Annotated in this window: 20 protein-coding genes and 1 pseudogene; 13 read left to right on the top strand and 8 right to left on the bottom strand. The window is 41.9% G+C overall.

Features of this window, described 5'->3' with window-relative positions:
• The first annotated feature begins 23 nt into the window (after positions 1–23).
• Positions 24–923 carry a LysR family transcriptional regulator gene (locus tag MHB41_RS18230; RefSeq protein ID WP_034281399.1) on the top strand — a complete coding sequence of 300 codons (900 nt, stop codon included), beginning with the start codon at positions 24–26 and terminating at the stop codon, positions 921–923.
• A gap of 15 nt (positions 924–938) precedes the next feature.
• Here MHB41_RS18230 and MHB41_RS18225 read toward each other — a convergent pair whose 3' ends face one another.
• The 3 genes from MHB41_RS18225 to MHB41_RS18215 all read right to left on the bottom strand — a co-directional run bounded on the left by MHB41_RS18225 (position 939) and on the right by MHB41_RS18215 (position 4605).
• A complete protein-coding gene (locus tag MHB41_RS18225) occupies positions 939–2615 on the bottom strand; it encodes a hypothetical protein (RefSeq protein WP_268481246.1) in 1677 nt (558 codons plus the stop codon).
• Positions 2616–2697: 82 nt separating this feature from the next.
• The gene (locus tag MHB41_RS18220) at positions 2698–3108 is read right to left on the bottom strand and encodes a hypothetical protein (RefSeq protein WP_061110298.1); all 411 of its coding nucleotides are present in this window, start codon (positions 3106–3108) and stop codon (positions 2698–2700) included.
• Between the two features lie 12 nt (positions 3109–3120).
• On the bottom strand, positions 3121–4605 hold the full coding sequence (locus tag MHB41_RS18215) for a lipase (protein ID WP_326847871.1): 1485 nt from the start codon (positions 4603–4605) through the stop codon (positions 3121–3123).
• A 134-nt stretch (positions 4606–4739) separates the two neighbouring features.
• On the opposite strand from MHB41_RS18215, the gene MHB41_RS18210 reads away from it, so the two are divergent.
• The 8 genes and pseudogenes from MHB41_RS18210 to MHB41_RS18175 all read left to right on the top strand — a co-directional run bounded on the left by MHB41_RS18210 (position 4740) and on the right by MHB41_RS18175 (position 12608).
• Positions 4740–5246, top strand: a complete 507-nt coding sequence (locus MHB41_RS18210; RefSeq protein WP_070326284.1) for a DUF1433 domain-containing protein — start codon at positions 4740–4742, stop codon at positions 5244–5246.
• An 82-nt stretch (positions 5247–5328) separates the two neighbouring features.
• The gene (locus tag MHB41_RS18205) at positions 5329–5805 is read left to right on the top strand and encodes a DUF1433 domain-containing protein (RefSeq protein ID WP_070326210.1); all 477 of its coding nucleotides are present in this window, start codon (positions 5329–5331) and stop codon (positions 5803–5805) included.
• Positions 5806–5863: 58 nt separating this feature from the next.
• Positions 5864–6348: pseudogene (locus tag MHB41_RS18200) on the top strand (DUF1433 domain-containing protein).
• A gap of 91 nt (positions 6349–6439) precedes the next feature.
• Complete coding sequence (locus tag MHB41_RS18195; protein WP_268481244.1) at positions 6440–7375, top strand: nucleoside hydrolase; 936 nt, start codon at positions 6440–6442, stop codon at positions 7373–7375.
• 93 nt (positions 7376–7468) lie between these two features.
• The gene (locus MHB41_RS18190; RefSeq protein WP_120207986.1) at positions 7469–8326 is read left to right on the top strand and encodes a MurR/RpiR family transcriptional regulator; all 858 of its coding nucleotides are present in this window, start codon (positions 7469–7471) and stop codon (positions 8324–8326) included.
• A gap of 185 nt (positions 8327–8511) precedes the next feature.
• The gene (gntK, locus tag MHB41_RS18185) at positions 8512–10056 is read left to right on the top strand and encodes a gluconokinase (RefSeq protein WP_024423954.1); all 1545 of its coding nucleotides are present in this window, start codon (positions 8512–8514) and stop codon (positions 10054–10056) included.
• A gap of 24 nt (positions 10057–10080) precedes the next feature.
• Positions 10081–11409, top strand: coding sequence for a GntP family permease (locus tag MHB41_RS18180; protein WP_034281397.1), 1329 nt, complete (start codon positions 10081–10083; stop codon positions 11407–11409).
• Positions 11410–11624: 215 nt separating this feature from the next.
• Positions 11625–12608, top strand: a complete 984-nt coding sequence (locus MHB41_RS18175) for a hypothetical protein (RefSeq protein ID WP_254001497.1) — start codon at positions 11625–11627, stop codon at positions 12606–12608.
• Between the two features lie 31 nt (positions 12609–12639).
• On the opposite strand, the gene MHB41_RS18170 is transcribed toward MHB41_RS18175, so the two are convergent.
• The gene (locus MHB41_RS18170) at positions 12640–13977 is read right to left on the bottom strand and encodes an amino acid permease (protein ID WP_065214981.1); all 1338 of its coding nucleotides are present in this window, start codon (positions 13975–13977) and stop codon (positions 12640–12642) included.
• A gap of 314 nt (positions 13978–14291) precedes the next feature.
• On the opposite strand from MHB41_RS18170, the gene MHB41_RS18165 reads away from it, so the two are divergent.
• Positions 14292–15806 carry a PAS domain-containing protein gene (locus MHB41_RS18165; protein ID WP_041118306.1) on the top strand — a complete coding sequence of 505 codons (1515 nt, stop codon included), beginning with the start codon at positions 14292–14294 and terminating at the stop codon, positions 15804–15806.
• Between the two features lie 40 nt (positions 15807–15846).
• Here MHB41_RS18165 and MHB41_RS18160 read toward each other — a convergent pair whose 3' ends face one another.
• Both MHB41_RS18160 and MHB41_RS18155 read right to left on the bottom strand, forming a co-directional pair.
• A complete protein-coding gene (locus MHB41_RS18160; RefSeq protein WP_098677073.1) occupies positions 15847–16830 on the bottom strand; it encodes a Gfo/Idh/MocA family oxidoreductase in 984 nt (327 codons plus the stop codon).
• Between the two features lie 129 nt (positions 16831–16959).
• A complete protein-coding gene (locus MHB41_RS18155) occupies positions 16960–17319 on the bottom strand; it encodes a MerR family transcriptional regulator (protein ID WP_024423948.1) in 360 nt (119 codons plus the stop codon).
• 301 nt (positions 17320–17620) lie between these two features.
• Here MHB41_RS18155 and yidA point away from each other — a divergent pair, with 301 nt between their 5' ends.
• The gene (gene yidA, locus MHB41_RS18150; RefSeq protein ID WP_046312710.1) at positions 17621–18433 is read left to right on the top strand and encodes a sugar-phosphatase; all 813 of its coding nucleotides are present in this window, start codon (positions 17621–17623) and stop codon (positions 18431–18433) included.
• A 35-nt stretch (positions 18434–18468) separates the two neighbouring features.
• Here yidA and MHB41_RS18145 read toward each other — a convergent pair whose 3' ends face one another.
• Positions 18469–19476 carry a helix-turn-helix transcriptional regulator gene (locus MHB41_RS18145; protein ID WP_098677075.1) on the bottom strand — a complete coding sequence of 336 codons (1008 nt, stop codon included), beginning with the start codon at positions 19474–19476 and terminating at the stop codon, positions 18469–18471.
• A gap of 129 nt (positions 19477–19605) precedes the next feature.
• Here MHB41_RS18145 and MHB41_RS18140 point away from each other — a divergent pair, with 129 nt between their 5' ends.
• Both MHB41_RS18140 and MHB41_RS18135 read left to right on the top strand, forming a co-directional pair.
• Positions 19606–20313: a class I SAM-dependent methyltransferase gene (locus MHB41_RS18140; RefSeq protein ID WP_098677076.1), complete on the top strand. Its 708-nt coding sequence runs from the start codon at positions 19606–19608 to the stop codon at positions 20311–20313.
• Positions 20310–21407 carry a saccharopine dehydrogenase NADP-binding domain-containing protein gene (locus MHB41_RS18135; RefSeq protein ID WP_098677077.1) on the top strand — a complete coding sequence of 366 codons (1098 nt, stop codon included), beginning with the start codon at positions 20310–20312 and terminating at the stop codon, positions 21405–21407. The genes MHB41_RS18140 and MHB41_RS18135 overlap by 4 nt, the downstream gene beginning before the upstream one ends.
• A gap of 27 nt (positions 21408–21434) precedes the next feature.
• Here MHB41_RS18135 and MHB41_RS18130 read toward each other — a convergent pair whose 3' ends face one another.
• On the bottom strand, positions 21435–23258 hold the full coding sequence (locus tag MHB41_RS18130) for an acyltransferase family protein (protein ID WP_081125306.1): 1824 nt from the start codon (positions 23256–23258) through the stop codon (positions 21435–21437).
• Positions 23259–23365 lie beyond the last annotated feature (107 nt).

The following is a 23365-nucleotide window of genomic DNA, read 5'->3' as shown; positions in this document are numbered from 1 at the left end:
GATTTCTGATAGGAGAGGGACCGATGTATTACGATGCACTGAAGACATTTGTGACAGTGGTGGAGGAGAAGAACTTTACAAAAGCAGCCCAAAAGCTGCGAATTTCTCAGCCGAGTGTCAGTCTTCATATTAAGAACTTGGAGCAGGAATTCCAGACCGTTCTGCTGAATCGTTCACCAAAGCAATTAACCGTTACACCAACTGGGGATATGCTGTACCATCGATCAAAACAAATCATTCGTCTCTATGAACAGGCGAAGCAGGACATTTATGAGCATCATCATTTGGCAAGAGGAAAGCTGACCATCGGAGCGAGCTTCACAATTGGTGAGTATGTGCTGCCGCAAATATTGGCAGAGTTTCATCAGCTCTATCCGCATGTTGATATTGAGGTGGTCATTGATAATACAGAGGCGATCGCCAGACATGTCCGTTTATTCCATGTCGACATCGGTTTGATCGAGGGACAGACCAATGACAAGGAGCTTTCTGTAGAAACTTTTCTAGAGGACGAACTTTATATTGTGGCGCCATTAGATCATCCTTTTGCCAAGAAAAAAGATGTCACCATTGATCAATTACAGAACGAAACATGGATTACGAGAGAAGAGGGATCAGGGACAGGAGAATATTTACAGCATGTCCTGAAATCAAATGGACTGAAAGCGCGAACCTTTGTGACCTTTAGCAGCAATCAAGCGATTAAAGAAGCTGTGATCCATGGAATGGGTCTTTCTGTTTTATCTAAATATGTCCTCCAGCGAGGCAGCATTGGCGGTGAATTGGCTGTTATTTCTGTGAGAGGCATGGATTTCAAACGAAAATTCTCCTATGTCGAGTCACCGATGACCGGGGGAAATAAAAATAAGGAATTGCTCGTTGAATTGTTAAGGAAAGAGAAAAAGGACGCTTCTCCTCAGTAGGAGAAACGTCTTTTTTTATAACCCTTTAATTTTGATTTCATAGACTGGAAGGAAAATCTCACCTGTATCTGTATATTTCATGGTGACCTGATCGCCTTCTTTTAAATAAATGACGAGAGGTTCCTTTTCAGATGACATAGTGTAGCTTTTTCCATCGTCTAGCAGGAAGGTGACGGTTGTATAATCACCGGTCTTTTCTTTGTAGACTCGTTTGACCTTCCCTGCCGCTTCTTTCTTTTCCTGCTTAGAGGAACTGTTAACGGTACCGCCGCCTTTTTGAAGAGCTGTCTTATAGGCTCTCAGTGCTTCGTTTGGTGTAGAAGCATACGCAGCGATTTCTGGATTGGCTGCAGAAACGATAAAGTAGTTTTGCAGGAATCCATTTGAATCGAGAACCGGTGTGAGCCAGCTGGCTTCTCCATAGAAATTATAGAGAATCGGCATGCGCCCTTTCCATTTCTTCTCGATGAATCGTTTCTCAATAATTTGCAGAGCGCCCTGAGAATCCATATAGGATTCTTCAAGATTTCCGGTATAATAAGTCGCTTTTCCTGTTCGGGCATTGGTCAGGGCATATCCGAGCATGGAATCAACGCCCTCTTTCGGACTTGTGAAATCTGTGAAGTAATACATATCTCCTTTTGAATCAAATACCGGGCTCACATTGGCTTCCGTTCCTTCATCTGAAGGCAGCTTTACATCTGACTTTCCAAACATACTATTCCAGAACCCGTGAATATAGTTTCCGAAATAGCTGTTTTGCAGACTGACTGCCTCTGGTGAAACAGCACCGTCGATAAAGGCAGGTACTTGATCTAGAGCATATTTCTTCGTTGCACCCGTTTTGGCATCAACAACGACGACACCGGAAGCTTTAAAGCCGTTTCGGGCAGAGATGAAATCGCCATACGTTTGAATGTAATAAGGCTTGCCGTCATCATTGATTTCCAGCTGTGTACCGCCGTAGAAAATCAAATCTGGGTACTGGAGACGGATATGCCGCTCAATTTCTTTGTTGAAATAGGAGGAAGGCGTATAGACCATCTCCGTTTTCACGAACTTTGGATTAGCAGAGGAGTCGGTCGCACTTAATGTGAAGTAACCCGGCGTGCTGCCTGCACGAATCCATTTAAAGAAGTCCGAGAACTCCACTGGAGCGATGTATACATACTCACCGTTGACCTTCTGAATTTGCAAGCTGCCAAGCTCATAGTAGCTTGTGTTTGGCACCTGTCCGAACGATTTCTTCATTTTGTTCCGGGCAAATTGAGGCGGCACACTCGCAGGTGTTTCTTTTTCATCAAATGCTTTGATTTCTACTTTTTGCTCCATTTTGGAGACATCGAATTTCTCATTCGCATTGAATAGAAAAGCTGTCGCCATGTAAACACCGAGCAGCAATAAAATAAGAAACAGCACTCCTTTGATTTTACGCTCCAATCCAACCGACAAAAAGGCGCCTGCTGCTGTCACAACAAGTCCAATCAGCCATAGAGATGAAGGGTTACGGTCTAAATTGGTGATGTAATAGAAAACAAAAATACCGATCATGAACAGCAAAGCAAGGCCAGCAATCCACATGAGCGGCACCTGCTGCTCTGTCCCTTTCTTTCTAACGATCAACCTGAGCGGTGTGAGCAAAAGGGTCAAGACAAGACCGATCACAACCGAAAATAACAAAATATATCCCACAAACAGATCTCCTTTCAAATCAATCACTCTTTTAGTATATACGAGTGAGGTAGGGAAAAGATTCATCGGATGGAAGGTTCATCTAAATACCAATCGAGTTGATAGCAGATTGAACATCTTCTTTTAGTTCGTAAAATTTGAGTCTTTGTTCAATTTTTTCTATTAAGGCGTCTATGGCTTCACCTGACATGTGCGTATGGATGCGCTGTTGCTGTTTATACACTTTGACCAGAAGGTCGTCAATTAGATCTAAAATTTTTTCGGCTTCTTGGCGATCTTCTGCAAATTCATTTTGAAGCTGATGCCGGATGGCTCTGATAAGTGCTGTTTTCTGTTCTTCTTTGATCTTTGCTTTCAAAGCTGCCAGCTCTGCTGGTGTCATGTCTTCCGTGTCAAAGTTTGCTTTTGAGAAGATGGAGCTTGCTGTATGCGTATCTGTCATTCTTTGCAAAAAACGATCTGCATCTGTTGGTTGTTTCTTTGAAAATTCCATTTGTCGTTCTCCTTAAGAAATACCCATGTTCTTTGCCAGGGTCGTATCTGCATCGTGGTATTGTTTTCCTAGCTCGCTCATATCATCTGATATTGAGTCCAGCCATCTTTTTAAATTCATAGCGTTATCAATCGCTGTATCATACTTTTTGACCGAATAGAACTCATTCTCAAGACCCTCTGTTTTTAAGTGGCGAATCACAGCATCCACATCTGAAGCCGTCAGCTGATCATATGAACCAAAGCCAACAATTTGTTTATACCTTGAGCGTACCCGTTCCACAGATTGATCCACTTTGTCATCGAGTTTCTCGATTTTGCGAATGATTTGCTGCATATGGTGATCGGCATATGTCGAGAATTTACGCCCTGTGTTCATGAGAACGTGGGACTTAATTAAAATCGCCACCACACTATGCGGATCAACATTTGATTGGCTCAACTGCTGTAACATGGCCGTGGTAAGTGAAGGGTTTTTTCTCAACATATCATCAATGGTTTGAACGGAGCCGTCTGCCGAAAAGGTATAACGATCTAAGCCATGGCTGCCAGCGATTGCTTCAAGGAATAAATTCGCATCCAGTGAAGGATTCACACTCATTGCCCGATTGAGGAGGTCTTTCATGAATTGAACGGCTTTTGAGGAGTCCTCGGAGTAATCGACGCCTTCGGGGAGAGCGGCATCATACATCACTTTCACTCGACCAATTTCTGTCGTATGCCGATTTAAAAGAGAAAGCCCGTCATTGAGATTGATATATTCTGTTAATCTACTGCGGTAATCGCCTTTTAATGCTTTAGCCTGTAGGCCATCCGATAGATTTGGATAAATATTCGGATTCTCAAATGTGACCCCGCTTTGAATAAAGTCGTTTTTGACAAGAACATAGGACGCATTTGACCCGCCGAGTGAATGACCTGTCACATACATTTTGGCATTCGGCATTTTCTGATGTATTTCTTTCGCATATCGATCCGCTTGAACCATTTGATTCTCTGCACCATGCTCAAAAGGGATATTTTTAATCAAATACTTTGTATCTGAAACCATCCAATCTTGAACAATTTCATTTGTATAGGTGGTTGTGCCTGTAGTCAACTTAGTCGTCACTTCCTGTGAACCCTTCGTTCTACTAAAAGGAGGCAGCTTCGTCAAAATGGTAGAAAGAAGATCATCTGACTCTTTTTTTCCATGTTTTTTAATGGTATCTTTATATTGGCCTGCACCAATCGGTTCAGAACCACGGTATGCGATGACGGCGTTTTTGATTTTGGTGAGGTCTTTGCCTCCATTAGATCGAGTGAAATCCTCTTCAGAAACAAGAGTTAAGGCATTGAGCCCTTTTTCCGTCTCTTTATAATCAATGACGTACATGTTGTTACCATTACTTATTTTTATCATGTTTGAATCACTATAATTTTCTATTTTATAGGATTCGTCCGAAATTTTATTGTAGTCTTCGTCGCTAAGCATAATTCTTGATATCTTTTTAGACAAAACTGTCACTCCTGTAATATTTATCATAATAATTATATTATATAGTTTATTAAATATCTATTAAGGTCTGGGATTTAAAGAGCATAAAGTTTAAAAATATATTTTAAATTTTTAAAAGGTGGATATAGTTGCTAATGAAAAATACATTAAAGGTTTTATTTGCTCTAATTGTAATAATAATCATATCGGTGGCAGTGCTTTTAATCCAACATGATAAGCAAAATAAAACTAGCGATTCAGGAGGAAAGAATACTGTGCAAGAAAAAGAGAAAAATGATCAACAAAAGGCAGAAGAACTAGCTGAAAAAATGAAACCGAAAATAGAAGAAGACCTTCATGAAATGGACATCCATCGATTTATCAAAGATATAACTTTTAAAAAGGGAGTTACCATTAGTCCTATGGGCTATATTATTGTTAAAGGATACGTTAACGATGAACCTGAGAAGTTCAATTTTTCTGCATCTTTAAAGTATAGAACTAATGAAATTAGTTCAATGAGTTATTCATACGAGTTATCAATTCGATTCAGGGATTGGGAAAAATATAAAGATGAACCGGAATTAAAAGAGAATTTCCTAAAAAGCCTCCCCAAAAAAGAACGTGAACAATATCTTAAAGACATTGGAGAAAAAGAGTAAAACAGGTACATGCCTACCTGTTTTTATTTTGTCAATTTCATTAGTCGATGGATTAAAAATCCATTAAGGAGTTTTGCTTTTTATGAGAAATACAATGAAATTTTCTATTATAATTGTGGCCGTCATCATTTCAGTAACTGTGTTTATTGTAGAATACATTAATAAGAGTCTGTCAGATGATGTAGTGGAAGAGAAAAGTGATCAGGAAAAAGCAGAAGATTTTGCAAAGAAGATGAAACCTAAGGTTGAAGAGCACTTACACAAAAGAGATATTCATCACTTTATCAAAACCATAACGTTTGAAAAAGAAGTGACTATCAATCCTATGGGGGATATTACAATCGATGGCTATATAAATAATGAACCGGAGAAGTACGGATTTTCAGCTTCTTTACAATATAGAGCTAAAAAAATAGGTTCAATGAGTTATGATCCTGATTTATCAGATCGTTTTGAGAACTGGGATGACTTTGATCCTCAAGTAAAAGAAGATTTTCTAAATAGTCTTTCTAAAAAAGAACGCGAACAGTATCTCAAAGACATTGGGGAAAAAGAGTAAAACAGGTATTAATCTCCCTGTTTTATGTTTCATTCATAAAAAGGTGGCAGTGTTAGACATGAAATATACAATAAAACTTGTATCTGTATTAGTTGTGATCATTCTTGTCTCAGTAATTTCGCTAATCGTTCAGCACAATAAGCAAGGTCAATCAAATGTAAATGTAGAGGTGAAAGAAAAAAGCAATCAAGAAAAAGTGGAAGAATTTGCTGAAAAGATGAAACCAAAAATTGAAGAACGTTTACATGAAAAAGATATTCACACTTTTATCAAAACCATCACCTTTAAAAAAATGTATCTATAAGCCCTATGGGTTATGTCACAGTTGATGGATATATAAATAATGAGCCTGATAAATACCATTTTTCAGCATCATTAATATACAAATCTAATGAAATAGGTTCGATGAGTCATTCCCCTGATTTATCAGATCACTTTGAAAACTGGGATGACTTTGATCCTCAAGTAAAAGGAGATTTTCTAAATAGTCTTTCAGAAAAAGAACGTGAACAGTATCTGAAAGATATTGGAGAAAAAGAGTAATAAATCAACCTGCTAATATTCCCCAAATAGTTGAAACAGGCATATGCTATCATTCACCTAACAACACTATTAAAAGGGAGAGATTTCAGCTATGGCAAATACAAAGAAATTGATCTTAGATGTAGATACTGGAATCGATGATGCGATTGGGATTTTGCTGGCAGTGAAAAGTAAGCAGTTTGATATTTTGGGGATTACAACTGTATGCGGGAATGTGTCTGTTGATGCGGCTACATTGAATACGTGTAAAGTGCTTGAGCTGGTTGAAGCAGATAACATTCCTGTCATTAAAGGTTCAGCAACCCCTCTTTTAAGAGTGCCTCATTATGAACATCGGGTACACGGAGAGGATGGAATTGGCGGGGCTTTAAAGGATGCCCGGCCAAAGAAAACAGCAGATGCTGGTTTTGCGCCTGATTTTATCATTGAACAAGTGCTGCAGTATTCGAAGCAGGTCACGCTTGTGTTGACAGGGCCTTTAACGAATTTAGCCCTTGCGGTAAAAAAATGCCCTGAGCTGAATCATCATGTGAAAGAGGTCATTTTTATGGGTGGTGTCGTGAAGGGGCAGGGTAACGTCACACCAGTTGCGGAATTCAATACATATGCAGACCCAGAAGCAGCGAAATTGGTGCTGGATGCTGGATTCCCTTTATTGACTCAAGTGGGGTTAGATGTCACGAGACAGGTCTTGTTAACGGATGAGAGAATCGATGCCATTCAAAATGAAACGTTGGCAGCTTATATCAGAGAGAGTACAAGCATTTACCGACAGCGCTATTTTGAGCGCAATGGTGTGTGGGCGTGTGCCATGCATGATCCGCTTGCTGTAAGTCTCGCCATTAACAAGCAGCTTGTAAGCACACAGGCTTTTCATGTAGAAGTGGAGACGAAGAGTGAGTTTTGTGACGGTCAAATGATCTGTGATTTCCAGCACCAATGGGAGAAAGAGCGCAATGTCCAAGTGTGTACAGATGTAGATGCTGAAGCTTTTTTTGATCTATTGATCAAAACGATGAATTCATAAAAAAAGAAGTCTGTGCAAACAGGCTTCTTTTTTATAAGATGGGAACATGAGGAAATGTATGCGTTCACATGAATAAGGAAGGAGTGAAGTCAATTGGCTTCTGTCAGTTTAAGTAGTATTGAAAAAATACGAGCAGCAAGCAGAGGATTGCCGCCAAAGCTGAAAGGAATTGCAGAACATATTACAAGTGAACCTGGCGACATTATTCATTTATCAATTGTCGAGCTTGCCAAAAAAACAGCGAGTTCAGAGGCAACGATTTTTCGTCTTTGTAAAAGGCTTGGATTTGAGGGCTTTCAAGATTTGAAGATTGCAATTGCCCAGGAAATAGATCAAACAAAGCCTGATTATGTAGATGAAGAAATGAGTCTTGATGATGATACGGCCATTTTTATGCAAAAGGTTTTTCAGGCGAATATAACCGCATTAAAGGATAGCTTTCAATTGTTGAATCCAGAAGATGTAGAAAAAGCCATACAAATCATTCATGAAGCAAAGCGCTTAGAGTTTTATGGGAGTGGCGGGTCCGGACTCATTGCAACAGATGCTTTTCATAAATTTATGAGGACAGGCATCAACTGCATTGTTCACACCGATTCTCATTTTCAAGCGATGTCTGCCGGTCTTCTCGACCAGCACAGTACAGTGATTGGTATATCTCATTCTGGCCGTAATAAAGATTTACTCGATGCAATGAAAACAGCAAAGGAAAAAGGAGCGAAAACCATCGGTATTACAAGTTATCAGCGCTCCCCATTGAGCCAGCTTGCTGATGTCACGTTGTATACTTCGACGCAAGAAACGGCTTTTCGAACAGAAGCGATGTCTGCAAGACTTGCTCAGCTCACTGTCATTGACGTACTATACTTTGCACTTGCTCACTTAAGACAGCAGGAAACTTTAACAAATTTAAAACAAATGAGAGAAACCATTTCACAAAAAAGGGTGTAATGGTTTCAAAAATAAATTTTTCTATTAGTGAAAAATGCCGTTGTGGTAACGATTTTGAGCTTTTAAGTGAAAATAATTTTCTTTTTAGTCGTTGAATGTCGAAAAAATTATTCCTATAATGGGATTTAACAGCTATATCAAAACAATAAAATATGATTTCAAATCAATGATTGGGCGTGATACAGATGAAGGGAAACCAGGCGGTAATTGGTTTGGATATTGGAACAACAAGTACAAAGGCGGTTCTGTTTGGACCACAGGGGAAAGTGATAGCAAAGCATTCGGTTCCTTATGATCTCATTCAGCCCCAGCCAGCATGGGTTGAACAGGACCCTGAACATATATTAGAAGCCGTCATTGCAAGTGTAAGAGGTGCGTTGACAAAAGCAGCATTTGATGCAAAACATCTCATAGGCGTCGGGATTAGTACAGCGATGCATTCCTTGATTGTGATGGATAAGGATGGCAAGGCGTTAACGAACAGTATCATTTGGGCAGATAACAGAAGTGCAGAACAAGCGAAGCGAATCACTTCAGACATGGACGGCTTCCAAGTGTATAAAAGAACCGGCACGCCGATCCATCCAATGTCACCGCTTTCAAAAATACGGTGGATCAAGGAAATGGCACCTGATGTCTTCAAGAAGGCAGCGAAATTCATTTCCATCAAAGAATATATTCTTTATCATTTCTTCGGTCAGTATGTCGTCGATTATTCAATCGCTTCAGCAACGGGCCTGTTCCGTTTGGAAACGCTTCAATGGGATGAGCAGGCGCTGCGAATTGCTGGAATCGAGGCTGATCAATTGTCTGAACTTGTTCCCACGACGTATCAGCTGAGAGGGCTTCAGCCAGAGATCGCCCTGCGAATGGGCATTGCGGAAGATACACCATTTGTTGTTGGTGCGAATGATGGGGTTCTAGCGAACTTAGGTGTGGGAGCGATTGGAAAAGGTGAGGTGGCTGTCACGATTGGGACAAGCGGTGCAGTCCGTACGGTCGTGGACAAACCAATAACAGATGAACAATCAAGAACGTTCTGCTATGCGCTGACTGATAAGCATTGGGTGGTTGGAGGACCGACGAATAATGGCGGGATCATGCTGAGATGGCTGAAGGATGAATTTGGATCCTCGGAGGTAGAGGTAGCAAAGCGCCTTGGAGTGGACCCTTACGACCTGATGATTGACATTGCGAAAAAAGTTCCAGCCGGCTCAGAGGGGCTGCTGTTTCTGCCATTTTTAACAGGTGAGCGAGCACCTTATTGGAATCCAAATGCGAGAGGCACTTTCTTTGGGATTGGTCTTCAGCATAAGCGGGAGCATTTTATCAGAGCTGTGTTAGAAGGCGTCATTATGAGTGTTTTCTCAATCGGTGTGGCCTTAAGGGATTTAACCGGTTCAGCTAAGGATGTCAGGGCGTCGGGCGGATTTGCGCGATCTCCGCTGTGGCGGCAAATTTTAGCGGATACGATGGGCAGGGAAGTACTTGTTCCAGAAAGCTACGAGGCATCAGCACTTGGGGCGGCTGTCCTCGCACTTCATAGTTTAGGTTATATGGAAGAGATAGAAGAGGTTCAAGATTGGATTCGAATCTCTGCCCGTCATGAACCCAATATGGAGAACAATGAAACATACATAGAACTGTTTTACTTATATGAGCGTCTCTATGACAAACTCAAGGATGAATTTGATGTCATTAGTGCGCTTCAATTAAAACAAAATCATTAAACAACAGGGAAAAGGTGGGAGAGCATGCTTTTATTCATCGTGATTGCCGCAATTGTCCTTTTACTCATCCTCATAACAGTTGCTAAGTTGAATCCGTTTGTGAGTTTAATTATTACCTCTATGTTAGTCGGCTTTGCCACAGGGATGGACCTGCAGGAAATCATTCAATCCATCAAAACGGGGTTAGGCAATACGTTATCATTGCTCGCCATAGTTCTAGCGCTTGGAACCATGCTCGGGAAAATGATGGCTGAATCAGGTGGAGCTGAGCGGATTGCTCACACATTAATCGGCCGGTTTGGAACGAAAAATGTGCATTGGGCGATGATGTTTGTTGCCTTTATTGTGGGAATACCTGTCTTTTTTCAGGTCGGATTCGTTCTTCTCATTCCTTTATTGTTTACGATTGCGATTGAAACGGGCATCTCGCTCGTGACAATTGGGATTTCGCTCATTGCTGGATTGTCTGTCGTTCATGGTCTTGTGCCGCCTCATCCAGCTGCCATGGCAGCTGTCGGCATCTATCATGCCAACGTGGGGAAAACCATTTTCTTTTCCATTATTGTCGGTTTGCCGACAGCTATTATTGCTGGGCCGCTGTATGGAAAGTGGATTGGAAAGCGGATTCATAAACCAGTTCCAGAGCTGCTGAGAAAGCAATTTACTGAACGCAATGAAGATCGAAAACTTCCCGGCTTTGCAAATACGATGTTTACGATTTTGGTGCCAGTGATTTTAATGCTTCTTGCCACACTGGCGGATATTATTTTACCAGAGGACAATATTTGGTATCAGGTATTTAAGTACATTGGAGATCCAATTACAGCACTGCTGATTGCAACGGTGTATTCTTTCTTCAGTCTTGGCTTTGTGCAAGGAATGAGCCGTGACCGGGTGCTTTCCTTTAGTAATGAGTGTTTAGGACCGATTGCTTCCATTTTGCTTGTCATTGGAGCAGGCGGGGCTTTCAATAATGTGCTCATCGATTCGGGTGTTGGTGAATATATTGCGGATTTAGCCAAGCATTCGCCAATCTCGCCAATTTTGCTTAGCTGGCTGATTGCTGCGGTTATTCGTGTGGCAACAGGTTCTGCTACGGTCTCCATGATGACGGCAGCAGGTATTGTCGCACCGATTGCTGCAACTATGCCGGATGTGAGCAGAGAGCTTCTAGTGTTAGCAACAGGGGCGGGTTCGTTGATTTTGTCTCACGTCAATGACTCTGGTTTTTGGCTGATCAAAGAGTATTTTGGTATGACCATTAAAGAAACGTTTTTGACATGGACGGCTATGGAGACGATCATTTCTGTTAGTGCTATTGCATTTATTATGATCATTAATATGTTTATATAGTGAAACGCAACAGCCTGATTCTTCGGAATTGGGCTGTTTTTGCTTTTGGCAATACCACCTTTGTCAGATTGGGGTAAAATAAAGATATTGAGAAGCGGGAGGCGGACACGATCGAACCATTAAAACACGTTTATCATGAATTATTTATTGAAGAAATAGCGGAGAAACTTGCACAAGCGTCGACTGGGTTTGATGCTGAAGAATTCCAGCGGCTTGTGTTTCAAAAGGATTGGCAGCAGCTTGAGTTAAAAGGCAGAATGAAAAGAGTCACTGAATCAATGCATGCCTGTCTGCCTAAGGATTATGAGCAGGCGATTGAGGTGCTACGTCAGACAGCCCCGCATTTTTCAGGACTTAGTGCGCTTGTATTTCCAGACTACGTCGAAACATATGGCCTAGCACATTGGGATATCTCGATCAAGGCGCTCGAATTCTTTACGCCTTTTTCCACTTCTGAATTTGCCGTTCGGCCTTTTCTGATTCAGGATCAAGACAAAATGCTGGCGCAAATGCTTGTATGGTCACAGAATCAAAATGAGCATATTCGGCGGCTGGCTAGTGAAGGATGCAGACCACGTTTGCCATGGGGATTAACTGTTCCTGCGCTTAAAAAGAATCCTTCGGTTACGCTGCCTATTTTAGAAAACTTGAAGTCGGACCCAGCGCGCTATGTGCAAAAAAGTGTAGCGAACCACCTAAATGATATTTCTGCAATTCAGCCTGATTTGATGAAGAAAACGGCTAAAAGCTGGTATGGAACGAATGAACATACGAACTGGATCATCAAACATGCATCTCGTACCTTACTAAAAAAAGGCGATCCAGATATCATGGCTTTGTTTGGCTATGGGGATGATCCATCTGTTCAAGTAACAGATTTGAAGGTAGTGCAGGACCCTATTCGTATTGGAGAGAAAATGACCTTTCAATTTACACTTCAGGCCGCTAAGCCACTAAAGCTGCGTGTAGAGTATGCCATAGACTATGTCAAAGCTCGGGGTACCCGCAATCAAAAGGTATTTAAAATCACAGAGTTTGAAACAAGTTCAGCGTTACATAGAGAATTTATCAGGTCTCAGTCCTTTCAAAATATGACGACGAGAAAACACTATGAGGGAACCCATACTTTAACGATTATCATCAACGGCATTCCAAAAGCGTCGGTTGATTTTGAGGTAACAGAAGATAGCAGCTCATAAAAAAACCCGCCAATTCGGCGGGTTTTGGCGTTTAAGCCTTCTTTTTCATTAAGAATGAAGCGATGATGGCAGCGACTAAGAAACCAATGCTGATAATGGAGCTAGGCAGGTTTTCTTGTCTGAATAGGAACAAAACAAAGCTCAAACTGAGTACAAGACCTGCAAATAAAGTTAGATACGGAAACAGCCACACCTTGAAATACGGCTCCTGTGGATATTTTGGACGCAGTTTCAGATGTGCCAGACAAATGCTGATCCAAATGAGTGAAACAGCAAAACCAGGAATAGCCAGCATATAGCTGAAAATTTGGTCCGGATATAAGTAAGCAAAAAATGTTCCGATAAGAAGAAATAGAACGGTAACCCATAAACTTAAAATGGGTACGCCTCTTTTGTTGACCTGTGCCAGTTTTTTCGGACCGCCGTCTGATTTAGCCAGAGAATGAATCATTCTCGTCGTTCCATAAATTCCGGAATTCGCCGCAGATAGAACGGCTGTAATCAAGACGAAATTAATAAAGTGAGAGGCGCCTTGCATACCAGCAGCAGAGAAGACTTGGACAAAAGGACTGTTATTTGGGTCAATTTGATTCCAAGGAATAAGGCCGCAGATGATCAAAATCGGCAATGTGTAAAATAAGATAATCCGCCACATCATACTTTTGACTACTCCAGGCAGGACCTTCTCCGCATCCTTTGTTTCAGTAATGGTCAGCCCGATCAATTCAGAGCCTCCATAAGAGAAAATAACCACTAAAAGTGATGCAAAGATCGCACCCCATCCGTTCGGGACGAAATTTTGATAGTTGGTAAAGGCTGGTGTGCTTTGTTCGTTTGGAATGATCCCAAATAATAATGCTGCACCAAGAATAATAAAGACAATAATAACGAAAATCTTCATTCCAGCGAACCAAAACTCAATTTCACCAAAGTATTTTACATTATTTAAGTTAATTCCGATGACTAAGAGTGAACAAAGTAAACATAGTGACCATAGCGGCACGTTCGGCAGCCAGTATTGAAGCAGACTGCCAGCTGCAATAATCTCAATGACACATACAGTGAGCCACATAAAACAGTAAACCCAGCCGACGACAAATGAAAAACGTTGACCAAGCGCAATTTGTATAAGGTCGCGAAGATTATTTCCCGGATACACAATGGCCATTTCGGCTAATGCTGCCATCACAATGAGGAGCAGCAATCCAGCAAATACATAGGAAAAAATGACCCCAGGGCCTGCTAAACCAATTGTATCGGCACTTCCTTTAAAGATTCCTGTACCAATGACCCCGCCCATCGCAATCATGCGAATGTGACGCGGTGATAAAAGCTTTTTTAATTCTTGTTGCTCCTGATTCGCGCTCATGACGTTCTCCTTTTTTAAAAATGCTTATGTTCCATTTTCTTTTTTCAAGACGTCAGTGTCAATATAAAAAAAGAGATTTTTCAGACAAAAATAGTGGTTGATTCTATCAAAACATATACTTATATCCATAATTCCCTTATTTCATCCATATTCTAAAAATGAAACTTCAAATAAATGAACATTTGCCTTATTTATGACATAAACAATTTTCAGTTTTTGTCGATATATCTTTTGTATTACTAAAGTCCTAATAAAGAATTGTTTATAACTGTAAAATATTTCAAAAATGTAAGAGTTGAAAGGAGTTATGAAAGATGTTTATGAAAAAAGCAAATGATTCATCGGCTGGAATCCTTCTGAGTGAAAGCAGCCAATTAATAGAACGAATCGAAAAGGGAGACCTTTCAGCAAGATTAGATACTGCTGCATTTTCTTCTAGCCAAACAATAGAAGCAGTGGCACAAATGAATGAAGCGCTGCAAAAGATGCAGGAAGCACATGAAAATATTCAAATGCGGGTGGAATTAGTGACAAAAGCCATTCAAGTTGGCTTATGGGATATGGTCGTCATCGCTGGAGACCCGGTCAATCCAAAAAATGAATTCACATGGACGGATGAATTCCGCAGAATGCTCGGCTTTCAAAATGAGCACGATTTTCCAAATCTATTAGACAGCTGGGCATCTCGAATACATCCGGATGAACAAGAATATACATTAGATGCATTTTCTTCGCATTTATTGGATCATTCAGGGCGTACGCCATATGATATCGAATATCGCTTAAAGTTAAAAAATGGAGATTATCGCTGGTTCAAAGCAACTGGAACGACCGTTCGTGATCGAAATGGTGTCCCTCTTCGTGTGGCGGGAGCTCTTTTTGATATCCATGATCAGAAATTGAAAGAAGAAGAGCTGCAAGCATTCGTCACAAGATATGACTTAATCAACCGTGCGCTTGTCGAAGCTCCTTGGGACATGGTGGTAGAGGCCGGTGATCCAGTCAATCCAAATAACGAATTTTGGTGGTCTCCGCAGTTCAGAAAAACGCTTGGTTTTACAGACGAAAAAGATTTCCCGAACGTGTTAAGCAGCTGGAGCGACCGTCTGCATCCTGAAGATCAAGAAATGGCTCTTCAAGCCTTTGAAGATCATTTAAATGACCACTCTGGACGCACACCGTTTGATATTGATTACAGATTGCAGCGCAAAAATGGGGAGTACCGCTGGTATCATGCGGGTGGTGAAACCATTCGTGATGAAAAAGGTGTTCCTCTTCGTGTAGCAGGAACCATTCGTGACATCACGTTAGAAAAAAACAAAGAGAAAACAGCGAATGAAATGGCTTCACAAGTAGAACAGCTTTCAAGTTCTATTAGCGAGATGGTATCGGGCATTAGCTCTGTGACAAATCAAGCACAGGAGCTTGCTGTTGCTCAAGAGCAGTCAACGTCTGCCGCAAATCTAGCAAAAAATAGTGCAGATGAGACGAAAAACATTTCTGACTTAATCAAAGAAGTGGCGAACCAAACGAACCTGCTTGGTCTGAATGCTGCAATCGAAGCAGCTAGAGCTGGTGAACAGGGCCGCGGATTCTCTGTTGTTGCAGATGAAGTACGGAAGCTGGCGCTGCATAGTGCCAATGCAACGGAAAATATCGAATCTAGTTTAACGGAAATGAAAACACAAATTGATGAAATTCTTGAAAATATCTCGAATATGACAGCTCTTACGCAAACACAGGCTGCTTTAACAGAGCAAGTGAATGCTGCAGTCGATGAAGTGAATCACATGTCTCAGCGTCTTGTGGCGTATTCAAAGAGTATTTAATCGTGAAAAACCGCCCTCTCATAGAAGGCGGTTTTTTTCATTAAATTTGATCTGCTGGGAAAACAATACCTGCATCTTTTCTTGCGGCATCAAGAACTTTCATCACGGAGAGACTTTCATCAAGCCATGCATAGCACTGTGCATGATTTTTTGTTTCAATGATCTGCTGGAAAGCTTCTGCTTCATAAAACAGCCGATTTGGATTCGTTTGTGCATTGAGTGAGATGACCCTGTCATCAACATGCAGCAGCACTTCCTCGCACCCATTCGCCCCATTTTTCACATGAATGAAGCCTTTTTCTCCTTGAATCAATGCAAAGTTCATGCTGCTTGTATCCTTACTGCCGACACTTGTCGCAATAAAATCATTGTAAGTGAACGTCAAAACACCAGATGTGTCAATACCGTTTGGATGGCGGTTTGCCTGATATCGGACTTGCTCTGGTGATCCAAAGAGGTTCATGATGAAATGGACATTATAGATGTTAATATCCATCAGCGCTCCTCCAGAGAACTCAGGGTTAAAGACATTTGGCGTTTCGCCGGCTAGCAGCTGATTATATTTGCTTGAATATTGACTATAGTTGCATTGAACCAGTTTGATTTTACCTAATTGATGAAGGTGCTTTTTGATCAAATGATAGTTTGGCATATGAACGGTCGTAATGGCTTCAAATAGGAGAAGCTGCTTTTCCTTTGCGAGAGCGATTAAGGCTTCCAGCTCTTTCACATTAGAGGTGAAAGGCTTTTCGCATATCACATGTTTTCCGTGTTTCAATGCTTTCGTTGCATGCTCGCTATGTAAACGATTCGGTGATGCGATGTAAACGGCTTCTACGTGGGGATCTTCTAGCATAGCAGTTAGATCCGTATAAGTTGTCTGCACCCCAAATTTGTCTGCGAGCTTCTTTGCCGTTGCTTCCTTTCTTGAATAGACAGCGTGACAAGAAGCACCGTCGAGCTGTTCAACCGCTTGCAGGAAGCCTTCCACAATGATACCTGTTCCGATGGTTGCGATGTTCATTCTCAAAACCCCTTCCACTCGTTTAAGCTGACTCTAGTATAACCGATGTTTTCATTGAACGTGTACTGAGATACCTGAGCGAAGGTGTGCCAGTGATCAACACCGGCACACCTTTGGCAGCCCTTACAATCAGCTGATATTTGCTAATGTTTGCTTTGTTAACAATTGAATAGCTGCCTTCCTTTTTTTTAACTCTTGAATAGAGTGCTGGATATCTTCGACTTTTTGCTCGAGCAGCTGTTCAGCTTCTGTTTTTGACTTTTTTTCGAAAAGTGATTTGATAATTTCACGAATTTCTTTAAGCGAGAAATCTAGCTTTCTCGCTTCCGTGATAAATGACAGCATGAGTACATATTTTTTATCATATAGACGATAGCCGTTATGTGCTCTCTTTGGCTCTGGGAGCACTCCCTCATTTTCGTAAAAACGAATGGTTTCAATATGTACACCAGACATTTTTGACAATTTACCTCTCGTAAACGTAATCATTCCCTGCACCTCCTTTCTTTGCTATCCATCATACAATTAGATTTACTCGTTTCAAAACATTCTATAGTGGTGGACAATTGTTCTGTTTTACTAGTTTCAAATGGGGGATCAGCGCGATGAATAGAATGCGTTATAATAGAGTAGACTCATGTGATATTTGTTACAGATATGAACAAGTAGACAGCGTGAAGAAAAAACGATAGGCTAAAATAGGTAAATAGTAATGAAATAACCTGTCATCATCGTAATGGTGGCTCAAAATAGTGACAGCACGTTTTTGCTGAGAAAAGGGGACCAGTGAATGTATAAATTAGTCGCAATTGATATGGATGGTACGTTATTAAATGATCAACATATGGTGCCGGATGAAGTGTTTGAAGCCATTCAACAGGCTAAGGCAGAAGGAATTAAAATTGTCTTATGTACAGGCCGGCCGATTGGCGGGGTAAATCGCTATTTAGCTGATCTTCAGCTTAATCAAGAGGGAGATTATGTGATCGCGTATAATGGAGCACTCGTTCAAAACAGCCATACAAATGAAGTGGTGTCAGAGCTGACATTATCCTATGATGACTTAGCTTCTTTATATGATTTGAGCCGTCAGCTGGATACACCGATGCATTATTTCGATTCAGCCAATTTATACACACCGAATCGCGATATTAGTGAATACACAGTTCTTGAATCCTATTTAACAAAACTGCCGCTTAAGTATTTACCTGTCGAAGAGGCAGATTCATCTATGAGGCTTCCGAAGATGATGTATATTGATCAGCCAGAACGTTTGGAAAAAACGATACAAGCCATCCCATCTGAAGTGAAGGAAAAGTATATGATGGTGAAAAGTACAGATTTCTTCCTTGAAATCCTGCATCCTGATGTGAGTAAGGGAAATGCCGTGAAGCTTCTAGCGAAGGAGCTGGGAATTCCTCGTGAAGAAGTCATGGCTATTGGTGATAACGGGAACGACGTCTCAATGCTAGAGTTTGCGGGCTGCGGCGTCGCTATGGGAAATGCCATTGATGATGTCAAAGCCGTAGCAGATGTTGTAACAAAATCTAATAATGAAGCCGGAGTAGCACATGTCCTGCATGAGCTGGTTTTAGGAAAATAAGAAAAGAGCGGTCTGCCAGTGCGGTAGCCGCTTTTTTATATATTGGAGAAAAAGTAAACAAGCATACGTCTGCTGCTTAAATTCGTCTTTTGCAGCATCGCTTTCACATGATCATGAACGGTATGGGGTGAAATATATAACGTACTCGCAATTTCCTTTGTCGACTGGCCCTTTAATAAGCAGTCGAGGACGTTCATCTCTCTTTCTGTCAGCCTGTACGTTTTCGCTGCATAAGGAAGAATATCATTTGTTTGGGCTCGTTTGATGTGAATCATGACAGCCTCCTCCTGCCTGTCAGCCTGCGCCAATCGAAAGGCTTGAAGGGAAAGAAAGACCCCCGTAGGCATTCTTGTGATGCTTGCTGCTGTTTGATCGGTACCGCCGTATAAAAGTTTAGCGCCTAATGCTCTGAACGGGCGGGGCATGACAGCTTGGTCATGGATTTGCTCAAAGGTTTGAAATGTACGAAGCCAATGGAGCCCTGTCTCATTTCCATAAAGAAGCTTGTAATGAGTTGTAAGAATGAGAAATCCTTGCTGCTCCGCCGCATCATCATCTTCAGTGGCCCATTTATTGAAAATCTCATCTCTCAGCTTGGCTGCAAGTGACGGTGTTAGATCGATGACTGCTTGTATATCTCGCTTCTGAAAAGGTTCCTTGCCCTGTTGACGATAAAGACTGGCGATACCCCAGCATTCTCCTTGGATCACAAGGGCTGCCCGCAATTCATCAGACCAACCGTTTGGTATTAAAATATGCAGATAGCGCTCGCTGCTCAGATATTCTCCGCTTTGGACGAGACTCGCAGCATGAATAGGGCCTTTGGCTAGAAACTCATGCTGATGCACGTCCTTTTTTAAAAATTCATTTTGAAAGAGCTGGTCATGAATTTCTTCAATCGGTTCATCAGTGTAGGAACCTGTCGAGAGGAGAGTGGCTGGATCGATGGTTGTGATACAGGCGGCATCAAAATCAATGACAGCAGCAAGCTCGTCCCGAATGTGCTGCCTTAGCTGCTGAAAATGAGTGGCTGGATTGACCACAGGATCTCCTCCTCAAAAACCCCCACTTTTAGGGATCGTTTTTTCTGGTGCCTCTTTTTACAATAAAGGTGTCATATCGTTAGTGTACAGGAAACGATGGAAAGCGGAAAGGAACTGGAGGAGAATCATATGAAAGGAAACCAGCATTGGCACGACCCTGTTGCTGAATCATACGCAGCAACGATTTCACATAAAGTACCCGGCTATCACCTTTTGCATGAGTTAACAGTAGATGTATTAGAAACTGAAATAAAGGGAGCGGCCTCTCGTATTCTAACTGTCGGAGCGGGTGGGGGCGAAGAGATCATCAACATGCTTCAGAGAAAAGGAGACTGGCTCATCACAGGAGTCGATCCGTCTGCATCTATGCTGGATATGGCGAAACAGCGGGTTTCAAAGCTCCATATGGAGACGCGTGTCACATGGTATGAGACCGCATTAAACAAGGTGTCTGCTGAAGCTGTTTACGATGCCGCAGTGAGCCTGCTCGTGATTCATTTTGTAGAAAATCGGCTGCCATTTTTACAGGAGATTGCACAAAGGCTTCAACCAGGGGCCCCGTTTGTACTCGCATTTATACAAGGAGAGATGAATTCCAGCGCATTTCAGCAAGAGCTTCATATGCTGTCTCTTTTCATGAAGCGGCAAGGTCTAGGAAAAGAAGTGTTTTCGTCCTTTCATGACAGACTGGGACGTGCAACATATCCTGTGCCTGAGGAGGAAATGAGGGGACATTTAATTGAGGCGGGGTTTCGAGACATCAGACCTTATTTTCAGGCAGGAATGATCAAAGGGCTTGTTTGCAAGCGAGGTCGTAGAAAGGCGGATGAGAGATGAGATCACAGGTAATGGTAATTGGCGGCTATGGACATGTCGGACAGCAAATATGTCTTCAGTTAAGTGAAGTGTATAAAGGGCAAATTGTTGCGGCGGGGAGAAGCTATGAGAAGGCTGAACAATTTTCACAGCAGACCAAAGGCAGAGTCCGTCCTTACAAACTAGATGTTAGAAAGCCATTAGATTCTGACTGGATGAATGAAACAAAGCTGGTGATCATGTGTCTCGATCAAGAAGACACGTCATTTGCTGAAACCGTTCTGCGGGCAGGCATTGATTATATCGATATTTCTGCAAAGGGGGCGTATATGGAGCAAATGGCACAGCTGGATCAGCAGCAAATCAGTGCAACGGCTTTGCTCAGTGTAGGCCTCGCGCCCGGTCTTACAAATTTATTAGCTGCGAAAGCGGCTTCTATGCTTTCATCAGTGGATCAAATAGATATTGGGATTATGCTTGGATTGGGGGATCAGCATGGAAAAGCCGCGATTGAATGGACGATTGATCATGTCCATACTGAATATGAACTCACTGAACATGATCAGCAGAAAAGAGTGAAAAGCTTTACTGGAGGCAGACCGGTCAACTTTGGTGGACAGCTTGGAAAGCGGTATGCCTATCGATTCCCCTTCTCTGATCAACAGACATTGCCTTCCACAATTCATGTGCCATCTGTGACGACAAGGCTTTGTTTTGATTCACGTCTAGCGACGGGTGCATTGGCCTTTACAAGGAGCCTTGGACTGACGTCGTTCCTTACATTACCGAAAATGAAGGATCGAGCCATTTCAATGATACAATCTTCTCAAGTGGGAACAGATCAATATGCGGTCAAAGTGGAAGCGGCAGGGACGGATGGGAAAAAGGTTCATCATGCAGCACTTGGAATAAAAGGACACGACGAGTCTCAAGCAACAGCTCAAGTCGCCTGTGCTGCGGCCCTGCATTTATTGAGCAGGCGGTTTCAGCCAGGGATTTTTCATATTGAAGAATTATTTTCACTAGCATATGAGAACGGGCATTTTGCTTTGGTGGATCAAAAAACAGGGGAAGAGCAGACATTAGCGATAAGGGCCAGCCTTTTGACGGCATAAAAGAAGACTAGCATTCTGCTAGTCTTTTTATGATGACGTTGACACATCCCCTTTTTTCTTAATGCTTGCTGTGATGAGCTGTGTCAGTGTGTCAGAACCTTTTTTTGAAAGGTGGACACCATCGGACTGAAAATAGGATGGCTGTCCAGTAGCGGCTGAATGCCAATCGACCAAGGTGACATTTTGATCTTGATCAGCCACTCGCTGAATGACCGCATTCACATCATTTTCCCATGACCTTGGAACCCTCGTATTCACTAGGAAAATATGTGCCTTAGAAAAGTTTTGAATGAATGCTTTCAGCGTGTCCTCAGTAAAATAACCATTTGTGCCGAGTTCAATGATAACAGCGGCATCAGATTGATTAAATGATTTGTATTGAGGGGCAATGCTGACGGCTTCGTTCATTTGTCTGCCAACTTTCCCATCGATGGTGATTTGTTTATATGCTTTTTCGAGATTCGGCGCAATGTCTAGCATGACAGAATCACCAATGGCAAGAACTTGGTGAAATTGTTTTTGATCAGCTGCTTTTTTCTCGTGCTTTTCTTTCTTTTTCTTCGCTTTTGATTCCGATGGTTCGGCTGTTTTTTTCGGTGCTGTCTTAATTTGCGTCACTTCCTTCACATGTGGGGAGGAAGTGGACGAGTTAGACATGCCAATGATAAATAAGATCAAAAGAGCTGCGGTGATCCCAAGGAACACCTTATTAGATGTAGACCACTGTTTGATTCCTTTTTTCCAAATAGACCAAGAGGAAAAATATTGTCTGAAGCCATGCTGGCGGATCGGCTGTTCGATGAAGCGATAGGAAGCCTCAGCAACTAGTAAAATAGCGATGAGCTGCAATGTGACACGCGCTATGGAAGGCTGTCCAATTTCAATGACCGGTGTGGTCAGTACGATAATGGGATAATGCCACAGATAAATACCATAAGACCGCTTACCAAGCCAGACGAGCGGCTGAAAGGACAGCCATTTCCCTATAAGACTTGCAGGGTGGCAGACGCACCCAATTAAGATGGCCGCATTCAGACAGAATAAAAGCATGCCGCCCTGATAGAGAAAGGCATCGAAATCGTCCACTGCATAAACACAAAAAAGGAAAATCGCAAACGAACCGAAACCGGCAATATGTAAAATACGTCTGCCAACAGGAAGTAATCTTTTGCTGGATAGTCTTTGCATAGGCCACACAAATGCCAGGCTGCATCCAATCAGGAGCGCAAATGCACGAGTATCTGTTCCATAATAAACCCTGCTTGGATCGGTATCTGGTGAATAAAGAATCGCCATCCATAAGGCAGAGACAAGTGCAAGTCCAAAGGTGATCATAGGAAGATGGGATCTGTTTTTTACCCATTTCAGCCCTGCAATCAACAGTACCGGCCAAATGATATAAAATTGCTCTTCTATTGCCAGAGACCACAAATTTTTCAGTGGAGATAGGGCATTGAAGCTATCAAAATATGAAAGCTGGTGAAAAATGTACCACCAGTTACTGACATAAAAAAAGGACGATATGGCATCGCCACGAATGGACAATAATGCATTTGATCCAGCAATCGCGCACCAGCTGACGGTGATAAAAATCATGATGTAAGCGGCTGGAAGAAGCCTCCTGATCCGTCCCATCCAAAATGGCAAAAGCTCTTGATAGCCTAAATCCTGCTTATGTAACAAGATCGTTGTAATCAAGTAACCAGAAATGACAAAAAATAAATCAACGCCAAGAAACCCGCCGCTTGCGGGTCCGATATGTAAGTGATAAGCAATGACTGCCAATACAGCAACGGCTCTTAGTCCATCTAATCCTAAAATATAACGAAAACGATTTTCCTTGCTGTTCATGAAAATGAATCCCCCATCAATTGTAAAAGAACCTTTATTTAATAAAGGTTACTCATATATTGTATATATAATAGACGTCAACGCATAATATTTAGTTTGAATTTATT

The organism is Bacillus sp. FSL H7-0578 (assembly GCF_038630855.1).
In the GTDB taxonomy this organism is placed as follows: Bacteria; Bacillota; Bacilli; order Bacillales; family Bacillaceae; genus Bacillus; species Bacillus safensis.
Note: the sequence above shows the minus strand (reverse complement) of the source record. Positions and strands in the feature narration are given on the sequence as shown.